This is a genomic window from Chitinophaga sp., from assembly GCF_017745275.1.
GTDB lineage: Bacteria > Bacteroidota > Bacteroidia > Chitinophagales > Chitinophagaceae > Chitinophaga.
Genome location: NZ_JAGHZS010000002.1, coordinates 699,674 through 714,146, shown reverse-complemented (window position 1 = coordinate 714,146; position 14,473 = coordinate 699,674). Strand labels below are relative to the sequence as shown.

The following is a 14,473-nucleotide window of genomic DNA, read 5'->3' as shown; positions in this document are numbered from 1 at the left end:
GATGTTATTAAATATCGTTTATATCAATATTGGAATTGAGCCCCGAGCCTTCCACCACAATCTTCTTATCTGTTTTAGGGTCATCATATTTTTTGGTAACAAGACGGGCGGCACGGCGGATGTTATCCAGCTCCATACTGCGTACTTCGGCCTGCACTTTCTTCACATCTTCGAAGCGATGCGCCAGTTTGAAGTATTCCAGGATGGTATGTGAGCCCGGCAGGGCTTCAATAAACAGGGAACCTGTAGGCACTGTGAGGATATCGCCACTACGCAATGGATCCATCAGCAACTGGGTGTAGAGCTGTTTCAATTCGTTTTCGATGGTAGAAAAAGCATCTCCCATTTGTTCCCGTAAACTGGTTACATAATTGTCGAAATCATCCAGGCTCCAGTTGCCGAGGTTATCAGGATCGGTGAGTCCAAATTCGGTATCAATGTAAGGCGCCATCATGAAGTCGGTCAGGATGTTGGATTCATTGAGCGGGAAGATCATGTAGTTCCCTTTAAAGCCCAGCGGGTTATCCAGGTCGGCCACTTCTTTCAGCGTAGCTTCCTGTACCTGCATATCCACCTGCAACGTATAGGCGTGGCGGGTTTTATTGGGTACAGCGTAATCATTGAGTCCTTTGGGTTCGGGGGTAGCATTGATGCTTACTTTATAATTTCCCTGGAAGATGGGTACCTTGGTATCGAGTAAGCGGAAAAAACGTTGGTCCGCATATTCGGCACTCCAGATGGCTTGCATATAGTAAAGAATATTGTCTTTAAAATGTTCCAGCAGGCGGGCGATATGTGTTTCTTTTTCGATCAGGTCTTTTCGTTTTTCTGCCAGTTCCTTACTTAAACTATTAAGGGTATTATTTTCATTTTCGAGGCGGGCCATCAGGTCGCGGCGATCTGCTTCTGCCCGCTGATAGGCGTCGGTAGCGGCTTCCCTGCGTATGCGTGCAGCTTCGGAACGGTTCTGGGAACTGTCATCACTTTCACCGATGCCGAATAAACTGCCCACCCCTTTTACAATGCTGTTGTCCATGATACCACCAATGATAGGGATACTGCCGAATAAACTATTGCTGCCACCGCCCAGGGCGTTAGCCTGTGCGGTGATGGCGGCCTGCATCGCGCGACTCAAAATCCCTACCTGGTCGTTATAAAATTTTACATTCTGACGCAGCTCTTTGATGATGTCCCGTTGTTCTCTCACAGTTCTTTCCAATTCATCCAACAGCAGTTTTTCACCATTGATCAGGTAAATGTTATCCATGCCCGTTTTAAAGCTGTCGTCCAGCAGGGATCTTTTCAGGATCCAGTCGTGCGACACCACCCACTCATTGTTGATATCGTGTGGTGCAGGCATCTCCTGCGCCACCATGATCACTGGCCGCAGGCGATAGAGGCGCTCACTGATTTTAAATAATCGTTGCAGTTCATAAAATAAATAGGTAACGGTGAGTTCATCATTCGGGTTGGTAATTTCACCGGATTCTGATATTTCGGATTCATAGGTTTCCTCTGTGAGGATTTCCACTTTCCTTTCATTACGGTATTCCTGCGCGGCTTTCATGACCGACTCGCGGAAGTCTTTCTTCGTTTGCTGGGAGTCTTTGGCGGCATCGCTGCCCAGCTTAACGGTAGATGTAGTAGTGCTTTCAATAGGCCCGATGGTGCCACCCGCCTTGGCTTCATGCGAAGCATCGACCGTACTTTTATTGCTGGCCTTATCCATGATATCTGTTTCGGCCCTGGAAGTATCTGAAGAATCTGACCTGGTTATTTTCAGGTTTTCTTCCTGTTCTTTTTTACTGCGGTGTTTTTTAACGGTAGTTTTCCTGGAATATTTCCGGGTTTCACGGGGCGACAATGGAATGGTTTTCACCAGCTCACCTGCCTGGTAATTCTGCGGTTCCCACTTTTGCTGATAGGTGAGTAATACGCCGAAATTAACGCTTCGTTCGGTATTGTTGGCCGCGTAGTATTTAAAGGAGTAATTGGTATTTAAATGTGCCCTTAAATCATTAATGAGACTATTGGCATCCTGCAGGGACGATAGTTCGTTGGCCACTTCATCCTTGTCGGCCAGCCGCTCCATGGCGGTGCGGACGAGGTTACTGCCTTTTTGTTTGAACAGCGCAATCACCTGTTCCTTGCCACCATCTTTAATGATGTTGGTGTCGAGGTCCGGAATGGGTTTGTTATGCGGGCCAAATCCTTCTGCCAGGAAATCGGATAAATCTTTATTGTAGTTATGTGTGAGGGTGAGTGCCAGCATATTCAGCACTCTCCTTTCCATGGGCAGCATCCGGTTCCAGATAGCCAGTGCTTCCGGGAATTCGATGATTACGTCCTGGGAAGGATCTTCAATAGGTGTTTTATCCGGCATGTAGCCCGACAGGTTGAAAGTGCCCATGATAAGGGGTAACGGATCGCCGCCGTTGTCCACTACCTGGTTATAGGACTGTTCTGCTTTATTGATCAAGCCCAGGTCGATGGCTTCCTGCCATACATTTTCAAATGCCATTTTCAGCGAATGAAAATCATAAAATGCCGGTACGTCTGCAGGGCCTTTTTGAAAGATGGTGTTGTTGATGTTATTATCAATGTCTTCGTTAGAGGGTCTTTTTTCCAGCGAAATAATGGGTAGCCCTACCGCTACCTGTTCTTCCGGAGAAGTAGCCGTGATCATCTGGTGTGCTACATATTGAGGTATATCATTTTCAGTAGCCGGTGGAATCGTGTTGGGTCCGCCACCGGTGCCTGTACCACCGGAAGTGTTCGCACCAGTAGCTGGCGTCGTTCTGGCGAGGCGTGTAGCGGGGTGGTCGAGAAAGAAATCCTTCCCGGAACCTTCGGCCGTTTTCCTGAAAATTTTCGGCAGGATATCTGATTCCACCACCGCATCCGGTAAAATAAACCATCCGCTCACGGGATCGAGGTAAGGCTGGTATTTATTTTTTTCTTCTTCCGAAAGATAAATAAAGCCTTGTACCTGCCTGCTCCCCGGAGGGATGGCCGTGCCGAAAGTACCCAACACGGTAGTATTGATATTAGTAAATACAGTGTCTTTCACGCTCACGCCGGGCTTTACAAACAGTGGGCTATTGCGGATGCTTTCCGGTACTTTGGAAATACTATTTAAAAAAGGTTGCGTAAAAGTGTTGGTCCGGATGGCATTATTGCTATCCTGCACCTGGATCACATTTGTTTTGAGCAGTGCTTGTTTGCCGGTTAAAAAATCTTTGTTGCCCTTCATGTTTTTTTCCAGGGCGCTCAGCATGCTGGTAGTATCGCCGGGAAGTGCGCCAGCAGTGGGCACTTTCACGCCTTTCTCGTCCAGCAGCCTGCTATCCAGTTTGATGATGTAAGCTTCATATGTGCCGGCATTCAAACGGATATCGAGGGAAAAGTACAAGAGCCTTTTCTCAAGTGTTAGTCCCGGTTCCTCTGCCACCAATACTGCCAGCAACAGGTCTGGCTTGGTTTCCCTCGGTGTATTGGGCAGGTTAAAATCCTTTGGCGTTATTTCGAGATAAAATTCACCGGCTGCGTTGGTGAGTACAGATCCGATGCGGTCGCCGGCATTAAAAAGTTCGCTGATATTAGCGCCGCCGTTGCCATTGGTAGTGCTGCTTCTGGCAATGACAGGCGTGCCGGCATTTTCCGGGTCAGCCCATTTATCCAGGTCCACCAATACAACTAATAAATCTGCCAGGCCTATGCCGGTTTCTTTATGCAGAATTTTTCCTGAAACCGTATTCGATTTCAGCGCAGGGGTTTGCGGAATGGTTTGCATAGCTACAAAAAATTACGATTGGGGTAATGGGGTTATCTTAACAACAATTAAGGTAGCACAAATAGGAGCCCTTATAAAACGTCAATTAGCAGATGGTGGTAATCGCAACGTGGATGGCGGGAAATATGGTTAAAATGGCAGAAAGCTGAAAGCAGAAAGCAAAAAGCTATTGTAGCGATTGACCAGAGCGGATATTTAATCCTACGCTTTTATCACTCGCTACAATAGCTTTTTGCTTTCTGCTTTCTGCTTTCAGCTATTTCGCTGGCGTAATTGTAATACTACGGAACTCAATTGGTCCGTGGTCACCCTGGAAATAGATAGGTCCTGGTTCGTCTTCTTTGCTATCCAGGGCACCGCCGGTGATACCTGGAATTTCCTGTGCGCAGATGATGGTTTTACCATTGGCTACTACGGTAACCAGGCGTCCTACGAGGGTAATATCGAATGTTTGCCATTCGCCGGGATTGCCTACTGCCATTTGATTAGGCACCAGGAAGCCATATATACCACCAAACAGGTGGCTGTTAGGTGCATCGGTTTTAGGATTATCGATGATCTGTGTTTCATAACGGCCTCTCAGGTATACGCCGCTATTGCTACCCTTCTGATAACGGAATTCAACGTGCAGTTTGAAATCTTTGAAGGTTTGTTCAGAAATCAGGTTGGAGCCTGAATGCGGGCTGCTGAGAATGCCATCTTTTACCACCCATTGGTTAGCACCCAATGCTTTCCAGCCGGTAAGGTCTTTACCATTGAATAATTTGATCGGTTTGCCCCATACCGGTGTGCCGGTACGTTTCATCTCAGGCGCTTTCACACCAGTAAATGAATAAGTGTGTCCATCGGAGGTGTTGATGGTACCGCTGATGCCGTTGGCGGTAACATTACCTTCCAGTGTCAGGTCGCGGTCTTCAGATTCCCATTGTGGAGGAATGGCAAAGCTGAACTTGCCGTTATCGAAGTTTACCCTGGAGATAGGCCTGGCACTTCCGCCGGTGCTTACAAAGCGTCCTACCAGCGTACGGAAGCCAGACAGCTCCACTTCCAGCCAGGATGGTTTTTCAGCGCCATTTTCATTCACGGTGATATCCCAACGTCCTACCAATGAGCCTCCTTTTACAGTTTCCGTTTTGATAGCAGATACCTGTGCCATTACAGGCGAAGTGGCTACCAACCCCAGGCCCATGCAGCATACCAGACCAGCGATCATACATTTCTTATTCATGTCCATGTTCGTGTTTGATGAAGAAAGCTATAAAGATAAATATTTGATGCAGGTTTTAAAATGCTTTGCCCCGTTTATTTCCGGGAAGCAGATTATTTACCCTTAACACAAAAGTGTTAGCTGCATTATGGTAGAAGGCGGTATATTTGTGTACAAAATACAATAATTATAATTTCTTGTCAAAAGCAGCTTTTAGCCATTAGCTTTTAGCTTTTAGCTTTTAGTAAATGCAGCGAATGATAAACAATTATTGGTCTTCGCTGCATTTACTAAAAGCTAAAAGCTAATGCCTAAAAGCTCATTCACCAACTATGAAAAAAAATCTTACAGCTACTGCTGTATCCTTGTTGTTTAGTTTGTTAACCCAGGCACAGGACACGTTAACACAGCACGCAGACAGCACCCGTCATTTAGAGGAGATCGTTATTAATTACCGGGCTACTCCCACCACGCCGGTAACGTTTCTAAACATCGACAAGAAAACGTTACAGGAAAAGAATATCGGGCAGGAGCCCTCGTTCCTGTTGTCCGAAACCCCGGCTATTACTGTATATTCCGATGCCGGCAACCAACAGGGCTATTCTTATTACCGCTTACGCGGCATGGATCAAACCCGGATCAACACCACCCTGGATGGAATGCCATTGAATGAACCGGAAGACCAGGGCGCCTATTTTTCCAACTATCCCGACATCCTGAATTCTGTTAGCCGGATACAGTTACAACGTGGCGTAGGCACTTCTAAAAATGGCGCTGCGAGCTATGCCGGCAGCGTACAACTGTTTTCTCCCAACCTTAGCGACACAGCTTCCCGTACGCTGGGCGTTGGCTATGGTTCCTATAACAGCCTCCGGGTATTCGGCGAATACAACAGCGGCATCAAAAACAGGAAAGCTTTATATGTGCGGGCCTCTGAAGTATACACCGATGGCTACAAGCGCCATGCGTTTAATAACTCCCAATCTGTTTTTATCAGCAGCGGATTATTTTATAACAAAAGTACCTGGAAACTCAATGTCATGGCGGGACATCAGCAAAACGGGATGGCATGGCTCCCCGTAGCTGATTCACTGATCGCGAAAGATCGCCGCAGCAACGCCAATACCAAAGCTGAAAAAGACGAATTCTTCCAGGGGCTGGTACAACTCCAGCACAACTGGCAACCCGGTATTCATAGCACCCTTACCTCCAGCGTTTATTACACGTATCTTAAAGGCGGCTACGATTTTGATGTCAATAATTTCATCAACGAAACAACCCCTGCCCCTTTGTTTAACTACGGCTTCCGCTCTCACTTCACAGGCTTCTTCAGCAACTATACACTGCAATACAATCGTTTCAAATGGACTAGCGGCGTGCATGGCAACGTGTATAACCGGCAACACACCGGTACGGAACAATCAGTAGTACTGTACCAAAACAAGGGTTTTAAAAATGAAGTGAGCGCGTTCAGCAAAATAGAATACTACCTGCACCGCTTCTCTTTCTATGCCGACCTGCAATACCGGTATGCTATCTTTAACTATAAGAGCAGCGTGGCATTTACACCAATACACTGGCAGTTTATTAATCCGAAAGCCGGGGTCAATTTCGCGGTCAATTCCCGGACAAATATCTATTATAGTCTTGGCCGGACCGGCCGGGAACCTACGCGGAATGATATCTTCGGTGGTAATGATGACCTGCCGGCAGATAGCACCGGCAAACCTGTTATCGTTAACCACGATCCTGAATCTGTGCTTGATCATGAGCTGGGTATACGCTGGCAACGTGAACGGCTAAACGTACAACTGAATGCGTACTACATGGACTTTCAAAATGAAATTGTGCTCAACGGGCAATTGGGGCCTAATGGGCTATTGCTCACCAACAAAGTGAACAAAAGCTTCAGAACCGGGCTGGAACTCAGTGCCAGCTGCCAGCTACATGCCTTCCGTTTCACCAACAATTCATCATTTAACTACAGCCGCATCAAAGAAGCATCCACTACTTTTCACCCGGTGTTGACGCCGGCGCTGATGGTGAACCAGGAGGTGGCTTACGCGCACGCCCGCTGGTTGCTGGGTGTAACAGGCAGGTACCAGGGCGCTTCTTACATCGACTTTGCCAATACCGCTACTATTAAAGGATATGTATTGACGAACGCCCGGTTACAGTATAGCCTTTCCCGTTATACCATTTCCCTGTTTGTCAATAACCTGACCAATGCCCGTTATTATAACAATGGCAGCGTAGGGGCAGATGGCACCCGGAAATATTTTGTACAGGCGCCACGGAATATTTATGTGGCTTTTAAATACAGTTTTTAGTAAACTCGTGTATGACGAAAGCATTTGTGTTTGGAAAGTTTATGCCTTTTCACAAAGGCCATGAGGCGATGATTCATTTTGCCTTATCGCATTGTGATGTGTTAACGGTACTCATTTGCTGCAGCACACAGGAACGGTTATCTGCCGGTCTGCGTAAAAGCTGGCTGGATAGTACTTTTCATGATAACCCGCGGATAACTATCCATACTTACGTATACGATGAAACGTTATTGCCCAATACTTCCGAAACATCTGCAGCGGTATCCGAAGTATGGGCCGCGGCGTTTAAACAGCTGGTACCTGATCATCAGCTGGTGGTGACCTCCGAGCCGTACGGCGAGCTGGTGGCGGGGTTCATGGGCATCACCCATATACCATTTAACCCGGAAAGAAATTTATTCCCCGTATCTGCCACCCAGGTGCGTACGGATTTGCCCGCCGCCTGGGCTTTTCTGCCGGATGCGGTGAAGTCGTCGCTGGCAACGAAAGTGGTGTTATTGGGTACGGAATCGACAGGAAAAACAACGCTCACAGAAAAACTGTCGCGTCATTTTAACGCCAGCGCCGTAATGGAAGCCGGCCGTGATATTGTAGCCGACTCCAATGACTTTGGCATCTCCGACCTATACCTGATTGCGGCCACGCATGCGGCGCGCATACGGCAAATGGAAACAGGCAGCAGTCCGTTGATCATCATTGATACAGATATCCATATTACGTTGTCGTATGGTGAGTATGCGTTTGGTAAAACGCTGGATATTGATCCCGTTATTTACCAGGCCAACCAGGCCGATTTGTACCTGTACCTCAATAACGATGTTCCTTATTTCCAGGATGGTACCCGGCTGAGTGAAGCAGAAAGAAATTTGCTGGACTTATCGCACCGTCGTATACTGGATAGCCGGCGCATCCCATATGAAGAAATTACAGGGAACTGGGAGGAGCGATTTGAAAAATCAGTGCAGTTGATTGAAGCATTACTGCAACGAAAAATGGCTGCTTACTGGTAGCGGGCCGGCTGAAATTATCCTGTTCGTGAACGGGCCAGGGAGACTGTAACTTTTACCCGGCGGGTCCGTTTAACGGAAAAATCCCCGACCCTTATGCAAATTTCTACTATCGTCAAATTTCCGCTGATAGCGCTCCTGGTATTTGTGTTGTGCGGTTGTGCCAAAGACAAATGCCGCAAAACGGTTTTTACCAAAGTATATACGCCTAAAATAATGGCGATGAAGGATTACCTGGCCACCCTCAAATCTGAGGCCCCGCGGACGATTCAGACTACCGGGAAAATCTATGTAAAAGACAATTACATTTTTGTGAGTGATCCCAATGAAGGTATTCATATCATTGATAACAACCACCCTGCCGCGCCGGAAAATATTGCATTTCTAAAAGTGATGGGCAACGTAGATATGGCTATCAAAGGCAATATACTATATGCAGACAGCTACTCCAACCTCATGGTGTTCGATATCCGTAATCCCCGACAGATAAGCGCTGTAAGGCAAATCTCCGATGCAATACCGTATTCCGTTGATGTGAACGGGATGGTACTCGGGTGGAGCCCTGACGCCAAACATGACAGCATTGTGGTAGGCTATACCAGCCGGGATACTTCTTACACCATTGATTGTCCGAAGTCTGATCTGCTTCCGGTATGTTTTGATAATGCATCTTTTTCTCTTGCTTATAATAATATTTCCTCTACGGGCAAAGGTGGATCTATGGCACGTTTTGCTATTGTCAACAATTACCTGTATACCGCAAACTGGATCCGGTTAAAATCATATGATATCACAGATCCTGCCAACCCTGTTTTCAAAAACGTACAAAATATCAGTACAACAATAGAAACGCTTTTTCCTTACGGTCCTTACCTGTTTATAGGCAGTCCCAGCGCCATGCATATCTATGATCTCACGCATCCGGACGTACCTGTGCAACGTTCTACTGTAACGCATTTTCGGGCATGTGACCCGGTAGTGGTGGCCGACAATAAAGCTTATGTTACCATCCGTAGTGGTACTAACTGTGGGGGCAACATCAACCAGTTGCAGGTATTTGATGTCAGTAATGTAGACAATCCCGTGAAGCTGAGCACCGTAGAGATGAAGAATCCTTCCGGGCTGGGAATTGATAAAGGCAAATTATTTATCTGTGAAGGCACTTATGGCCTGCGGTTCCTGGATGCCAGTGATATAAATCACATTACTACTACGAAACTACTGGAAGGTGTGGATACCTACGATGTGATTCCGTTTGAAAACCAACACCGCTTGCTGGTCAGCGCCAAAGATGGTATTTATCAATACGATTACCAAAACATGAGCAGTCCAAAATTGCTAAGCAAAATTGCCGTGCAACGTCATTAATTTTTCAAACATTAAGAAAGGCTAACTTCCTGTGAGGTCAGCCTTTCTTATGCGCGTCAGATCTTTGTATTGGCTGCTACGGATTCCCAGGTGGCCAGGTCTTTCAACAGGTTTTCGCTGTGCTGTTTAATAGCTGCAACGGCGTCTTCGCCTAACTGCAGTCGTAGTGGCGTATTGGGCGAGGATAAGGCGAGGTCAATCGCTGCTGCTGCTTTAGCAGGATCGCCTTCCTGTGTGCCGTGCATATTTTTGGCGAAATCCCTGATGGGGCCAACCGTACTTTCATAGCCAGGAATTTCCGGCATATGTTTCATTGCTGCACCTGCCAATTCTGTTTTGAATTGTCCCGGTTCTACAATCACTACTTTCACGCCGAAAGGTGCCATTTCAGCGGCCAGGGCTTCTGAAATACCTTCCAGTGCAAATTTGGAAGCGGAGTAGGCGCCGAAGCCGGGAAAGGATAATTGTCCGCCCATGCTGCTGATGTTGACGATGGCACCGGACTGCTGTTCTCTGAACAGTGGCAGCAGTGCACGGGTAACATTCACTGCACCAAAGAAATTGGTATCCATCAATGCGCGCAGTTCTGTTTCCGGGGTTTCTTCCACCCCGCCTACGATACCGTATCCGGCGTTGTTAATGAGTACATCTACCCGGCCGAAGCGGGCTTTCACCGCCTGTATGGCAGTAGCAATTTCATCATTGTTGTTAACATCCATCCGGATGGCTTCCACCTGGTCCGGGGCTAATGCTTTAATGTCTTCCAGTTTGTCGAGGCGCCTGGCCGTTACCACTACCTGGTAACCCTGTCGGATGGCATATTCCGCAAATGATTTTCCAAAGCCGCCGGATGCACCGGTAATGAACCATACTTTTTTTTGCTGGTTTTTCATATGATTTTTGCTGATTTGAATGGCTTGCTGCCATGTGATAGTTGCCTTGAAAATAATAATAATCTACCAGCTGAAGCCGTTATATTTGTTTGTGTTAATCTTTCTCCACCTATGTTAAAAGGCATTGTACTAAAAACGGTACTGTCAACGCTGATCTGTAGTACCGTTATATCCCTGTTGTGGCTACAGTTTGTAGTAGTTCCCGATCAGCGAAACGACTTTTACGGCCTGGCGCATGTGATGGTAGTATTCTGTTGTTGTTGCATGGCTGCATCTACGCTGACTATTTTCTTTAACTACCTGCCTGCGGTGAGCCACCATCGGGTATTATCCGGGTTATCTTTTTTCGGGCTGCCAGCCCTGGTGGCAGGTGTGCTGGGATATTACATTTATGACGGAGGAGAAGTTGGCCTGCTGCTGGTGATGCTGCTTTCTTTTTTTACACCGCTGGCCTGGTCTTTCATGCAGTACCGGCGTCAACTGCAAGAGACCGGGACCCCGTGAAACTGCCTGCAGATAAAAGCGGTTACGTGGCGGTATCTATCTCCGGAAACAAAATAAAATATAAATAATACCGATTGGTATATTTTTAATTAGTTTTGTACGGCTCATATTAAAAAGCATTTTATGGAGAACCAATACGACATTGTAGTCATCGGCTCCGGCCCCGGAGGATATGTATCTGCCATCCGTGCAGCACAACTGGGTTACCGGGTAGCCATTGTAGAGAAGTACAATACCCTGGGCGGCACCTGTACCAACGTGGGATGCATACCCGCAAAAGCCCTGCTGGACAGCTCGGAGCACTATCACCAGGCGAAGGATCAATTCCACGCACATGGCATTCAGGTAGACAATATTGCCCTCGATTTCACACAATTTATCCGGCGCAAAAGCGAAGTAGTACAACAGAATACATCCGGGCTGGTTTACCTGATGAAGAAAAATAAAATCGATGTACACACCGGTGTTGGCAGCTTTGTTGATAAGACCCATCTGAAAGTAACCGGCACAGATAAAACGACAGTATTAACCAGCCGTTACTTCGTGATTGCCACAGGCTCCAAGCCATCGTCTATTCCCGGGGTGACTATCGATAAACAAAGAATTATTACGTCTACCGAGGGTTTGTCGCTGGCCGCCCGCCCCGCTTCCATGGTAATTATCGGCGGAGGCGTGATTGGCGTGGAAATGGCGTCGGTATACGCCCGCATCGGCACGGAAGTCACCATTATTGAATACACCGACTCGCTGATACCTACCATGGACAAAGAGTTGGGAAAAGCCCTACAGAAAACACTATCCAAACTTCATATCCGGGTACTGCTAAATAGTAAAGTACAATCTGCTGCCAACACCGGCACTTCAGCATCAGTACAGTTCCTCGATGCCGCCGGACAAACACAACAGCTTACCGCCGATTACTGCATGGTAGCCGTAGGCAGAAAGGCCTACACCGAGGGTTTGAACTTATCTGCCGTGGGTATCACCCCGGAAAAAAACGGCAAGATAAAAGTCGATGCACAACTGCAGACCAGCGTGCCTAACATTTACGCCATCGGCGATGTAATTGACGGCCCCATGCTGGCACATAAAGCCGAAGAAGAAGGTACCTTTGTAGCGGAAGTAATCCATGGACTAAAACCACATATCAAATATGATTTCATTCCTTCTGTGGTATACACCTGGCCGGAAGTAGCTGCCGCAGGCGCTACAGAAGAACAGTTGAAAGCGCAGGGCGTGACGTATAAAGTGGGTAAATTCCCTTACCTGGCCAGCGCCCGTGCAAGGGCTTCCATGGACACGGATGGTTTTGTGAAAGTACTGGTATCGCCGCAATATGGCGAAGTGCTGGGTGTACACATTATTGGGCCAAGGGCAGCCGATGTGATTGCACAATGCGTGGTGAGTATGGAATATGAAATTACTGCCGGAGAATTAGCGCATCTTTGCTATGCACATCCTACCTATTCGGAGGCATTAAAGGATGCATACCTGGTCGCCACCGGTCAGGGCGCTATCAACATATAAACGTAGTACATGCGCAAATTGAAGGAAGGACAGTTTCTTGGTATTGCCAGCCAGACGTTTCACCTGGACGGCATTATTGTGAGTCAGACCCGCTATCAGACCCCGGTATTCCAGGGCTGGCATTGCCATGAACATCACCATCTCACGTTGTTGCTGGCCGGCGGCAACCGGGAACAACGATCCCGTAAAGAGCAGGAAGTCAGCACCGGCCACGTGCTTTACTACTACAGCGGCGAACGGCATAAGAACAGTCACACACAATATCCTTCCAAAAATATCAACATCGAAATACCGGAAACTTTCCTGGCGCAACATGGATTGCAATTCAGTACGCTGGAAAAGTTTCCTGCCCAACAGGCACAAATGAAATACGCCATGCTGCAGATATACCGGGAATGTATGCAGGCAGATCCCCTGCTGGCTACCACCGTTCCCGCCCTCCTGCTGCCGGTATTCACGGTACCGCCTGTACGAAAACAAACGATGCCATCCTGGCTGGCACAGTTAAAAATGTTGCTGCATGACCGTTGGAGCGACAACCTTTCCCTCACCGAAATGGCTGCTGTACTGGGTGTACATCCGGTTAGTATTTCGCGGTACTTCCCGGTATACTTTCATTGTTCACTGGGGGAATATATACGGAAGATAAAAATCGACCACGCCATGCAGCTGATACAAACAACGGATCATTCCCTCACCGACATTGCCTATGCCTGTGGATTCTTTGACCAGAGTCATTTTATCCGTGCCTTCAAACAGGTAACCGGCTTTTTACCCCGGCAGTTCCGCCAATTATAACACGCTAATTTTATACTATTTAATAGCGCCCCCCCTTCCGACCTTTACTACTTAAATTGGAAGTATGTTTATCAGAAGATTTATTTGCATGATTGGCTGCTGTATTCCTTTGGCAGCCGCAGCCCAGGAGGTTTTGCCTGCCAGAGAAGTGTCACGGGCGGTCGACAGCGCCGCAGCGCTGATACGGCGGCATTATGTGTTTGCCGACAAAGGAGAACAAATAGCGCATCACCTGCAGGAACAATACCGGGCAGGCAGTTTCCGGCAGGTAAGCAACTGGAAGTCCTTCGATTCCGTGGGTACCGCCATCCTGCGTAACTTCAGCCAGGACGGACACCTCTACCTCCGGTACAACCCGGAGAAAGTAGCCAAGCTCCGCACCCAGCAGGAACATAACGGTGTAGATGACTTCTTTCACAGCAAAAAATCGCGGGAACAAAATTACGGGTTCCGGGAAGTACAGGTACTCGATGGCAACACCGGCTATATCCGGTTATCAGAAATTAATATCTCCGACGAAAGCTTGCCTGTACTACAGGCTGCCATGGCATTTGTAGCACGCACCTCCTCCCTGATCATCGACCTGCGCGATAATGGCGGCGGCGGCAGTGAAATAAAACCTATGCTGGAAAGCTATTTCATCCCCGGCGGACGCCCGCTGCTCACCTTCCACTCCAGGACCGGCGAAACAGAAACAGATAGCAGCGTGGCCCTGGCGCCGGGAATGATGTACCCGGGGAAATTATATATACTGGTCAACAAAAAAACCGCGTCGGCCGCCGAAGCACTTGCCTATGTGATGCAGGCACAGCACCGGGCTACCATTGTGGGCGAAGCATCTGCCGGCGGTGCCAATCACAATGAATATCACCCGGTAAATAATGAAGTATTTATCTCTATATCTGAAGCAGCCCCGGTACTGCCGGGCACACAGCAAAACTGGGAGGGCAAAGGTGTTCAACCGGATAAAGTGACAGCTTCGGCAGAAGCATTGCAGGAAGCGCTGAAGATGATACAGATGTAGGAGCAGAAAGCATAAAGCAGAA

The 14,473-nt window shown here is 47.8% G+C and carries 10 protein-coding genes; 7 read left to right on the top strand and 3 right to left on the bottom strand.

Going from position 1 to position 14,473, the window contains the following annotated elements; all coding sequences use genetic code 11:
- Positions 1-7: 7 nt before the first annotated feature.
- Entirely contained in the window at positions 8-3,793 is a 3,786-nt protein-coding gene (locus J7623_RS08645) for a hypothetical protein (protein ID WP_291919419.1), read from the bottom strand.
- A 256-nt stretch (positions 3,794-4,049) separates the two neighbouring features.
- On the bottom strand, positions 4,050-5,021 hold the full coding sequence (locus J7623_RS08640; protein ID WP_291919418.1) for a DUF1080 domain-containing protein: 972 nt from the start codon (positions 5,019-5,021) through the stop codon (positions 4,050-4,052).
- 311 nt (positions 5,022-5,332) lie between these two features.
- Between J7623_RS08640 and J7623_RS08635 the strand changes: the two genes are divergently transcribed.
- The 3 genes from J7623_RS08635 to J7623_RS08625 all read left to right on the top strand — a co-directional run bounded on the left by J7623_RS08635 (position 5,333) and on the right by J7623_RS08625 (position 9,705).
- Positions 5,333-7,330, top strand: a complete 1,998-nt coding sequence (locus J7623_RS08635; RefSeq protein ID WP_291919417.1) for a TonB-dependent receptor — start codon at positions 5,333-5,335, stop codon at positions 7,328-7,330.
- An 11-nt stretch (positions 7,331-7,341) separates the two neighbouring features.
- Entirely contained in the window at positions 7,342-8,340 is a 999-nt protein-coding gene (locus tag J7623_RS08630; protein ID WP_291919416.1) for an AAA family ATPase, read from the top strand.
- 93 nt (positions 8,341-8,433) lie between these two features.
- On the top strand, positions 8,434-9,705 hold the full coding sequence (locus J7623_RS08625) for a hypothetical protein (RefSeq protein ID WP_291919415.1): 1,272 nt from the start codon (positions 8,434-8,436) through the stop codon (positions 9,703-9,705).
- A 56-nt stretch (positions 9,706-9,761) separates the two neighbouring features.
- Here J7623_RS08625 and J7623_RS08620 read toward each other — a convergent pair whose 3' ends face one another.
- The gene (locus J7623_RS08620; RefSeq protein WP_291919414.1) at positions 9,762-10,598 is read right to left on the bottom strand and encodes an oxidoreductase; all 837 of its coding nucleotides are present in this window, start codon (positions 10,596-10,598) and stop codon (positions 9,762-9,764) included.
- A 111-nt stretch (positions 10,599-10,709) separates the two neighbouring features.
- Between J7623_RS08620 and J7623_RS08615 the strand changes: the two genes are divergently transcribed.
- The 4 genes from J7623_RS08615 to J7623_RS08600 all read left to right on the top strand — a co-directional run bounded on the left by J7623_RS08615 (position 10,710) and on the right by J7623_RS08600 (position 14,451).
- Entirely contained in the window at positions 10,710-11,102 is a 393-nt protein-coding gene (locus tag J7623_RS08615) for a hypothetical protein (RefSeq protein ID WP_291919413.1), read from the top strand.
- 123 nt (positions 11,103-11,225) lie between these two features.
- Positions 11,226-12,629, top strand: coding sequence for a dihydrolipoyl dehydrogenase (gene lpdA, locus J7623_RS08610; RefSeq protein ID WP_291919412.1), 1,404 nt, complete (start codon positions 11,226-11,228; stop codon positions 12,627-12,629).
- 9 nt (positions 12,630-12,638) lie between these two features.
- Complete coding sequence (locus J7623_RS08605; protein ID WP_291919411.1) at positions 12,639-13,427, top strand: helix-turn-helix transcriptional regulator; 789 nt, start codon at positions 12,639-12,641, stop codon at positions 13,425-13,427.
- Between the two features lie 64 nt (positions 13,428-13,491).
- Positions 13,492-14,451: a S41 family peptidase gene (locus J7623_RS08600; protein WP_291919410.1), complete on the top strand. Its 960-nt coding sequence runs from the start codon at positions 13,492-13,494 to the stop codon at positions 14,449-14,451.
- Positions 14,452-14,473: the final 22 nt, after the last annotated feature.